We start from the raw sequence: 1,104 nt of genomic DNA, 5'->3' as shown, positions 1-1,104 counted from the left end.
GGCTATCGAAGATCATTTTGCTCCGGGTCCAATAAACTTTGATCTAATCTTACTTGGCCTCGGTGACGATGCGCATACCGCTTCGTTGTTTCCACATACAGAAGTTGTAAACGAAACCGCAGTAGGCGTCAAAGAAATTTTTGTGCAGGACAAACAAGTGTATCGTATCACTTTTACAGCGCCTCTTATTAACCAGGCTCATCATATAGCCTTCCTCGTCTTTGGAAGTTCAAAAGCAGAAGCAGTTGAGCACGTATTTAAGGGAGAAAAAAATGTGGACCAATATCCCGCACAACTAATTCAACCTACAAATGGAGACGTTGCCTGGTTTATGGATGAAGCCGCCGCTTCTTTATTGAATGAGAAATAGTGTAACCAACGGCTTTTAGTTCGCTAATTGTGCCGTCCTGCTTGCTCTATAGTATTGAAGTATTTCTTACCGATCTTATAATTCTCAAAAAAGTTATATAAAGTAGATTATCTATATAATGCAAGCGGGTGTACCCGTACACATCCTATTGCAGATGAGGCATAATTCACAAAACAAAAATGATAAACCGAACTTTAATACTTTTGCCTCGTTTTTAAAGATATAATAATGACAAATGTTTCTCCTAATCTCGCTATTGGTATTGATATCGGCGGTACAAATTCTGAATATGGTATCGTCAATCACCGCGGAGAAATTTTAGTAAAAGGTAAAATAAGGACAGACACTTACAGTACAGTTGAACCTTATATAGATGAGTTATATGATAAGCTCATGCCGATTATTGAAACCTATAGAAAGGTTGGCAAAATAATCGGTATTGGTGTCGGAGCGCCTAACGCAAATTATTACAAGGGTATTATTGAGTACGCGCCTAATCTTCGTTGGAATGGTGTCGTTCCGTTAGCACAATTAATTACTGACAGGTTTGGTTTGCCTTGTACCTTAACCAACGATGCGAATGCAGCTGCACTGGGTGAAATGATTTACGGAGCCGCAAAAGGTTTCAAAGATTTTATCATGGTTACCTTAGGAACCGGAATGGGAAGTGCGCTTGTATGCAATCGACAACTCGTCTATGGACAAGATGGTTACGCCGGCGAACTTGGTCATAA

2 protein-coding genes are annotated in these 1,104 nt (G+C 39.9%); both read left to right on the top strand.

From position 1 onward, the window contains the following. A partial coding sequence (locus SAE01_RS24315; protein WP_174834632.1) for a 6-phosphogluconolactonase occupies positions 1-370 on the top strand: 370 nt, incomplete at its 5' end. A 228-nt stretch (positions 371-598) separates the two neighbouring features. Next, positions 599-1,104 (top strand): ROK family protein (locus SAE01_RS24310; protein ID WP_218029244.1); only part of this gene is annotated, 506 nt, incomplete at its 3' end.

The organism is Segetibacter aerophilus (genome assembly GCF_007991655.1).
Lineage (GTDB): Bacteria > Bacteroidota > Bacteroidia > Chitinophagales > Chitinophagaceae > Segetibacter > Segetibacter aerophilus.
Note: the sequence above shows the minus strand (reverse complement) of the source record. Positions and strands in the feature narration are given on the sequence as shown.